At 68.9% G+C, this 325-nt stretch carries 1 protein-coding gene; it reads left to right on the top strand.

The genetic code is table 11. The features are described from left to right. A partial coding sequence (locus PUR61_RS45365; RefSeq protein WP_329879621.1) for a hypothetical protein occupies positions 1-204 on the top strand: 204 nt, incomplete at its 5' end. Positions 205-325: the final 121 nt, after the last annotated feature.

The raw sequence follows: 325 nt of genomic DNA, 5'->3' as shown, positions 1-325 counted from the left end.
TTTTGGGGGTGGTTGTGGGTGGGGGGGGGGTGGGTGTGTGGGGTGTGGTTGTTTTTTGGGGTGGTGGGTTGTTTTTGGGGGCTGGGGTGGGGGGGGTGGGGGGGTGGGGGGGGTGTGGTTTGTGGGGGGGGGGGGGGGGGGGGTGGGTTTTTTTGGTTTTTTTTTGTTTTTTTGTTTTGTTTTTGGTGTGTGGGGGGGGGGTAGCCCCGGGGGGGGGGAGTGGGGGGGGAGGGGGGGGGCGGGGTGGGGGGGTGGCGACCGCCCGTGTTGGGGTGTTTTTGGGTGTGGGCGGGGGGCAGCGGTGGGGTGGGTGGGGGCGCGCCCC

This window comes from Streptomyces sp. BE20 (genome assembly GCF_036322525.1).
Taxonomy (GTDB): domain Bacteria; phylum Actinomycetota; class Actinomycetes; order Streptomycetales; family Streptomycetaceae; genus Kitasatospora.
This window is presented reverse-complemented; position numbering and strand designations above follow the sequence as displayed.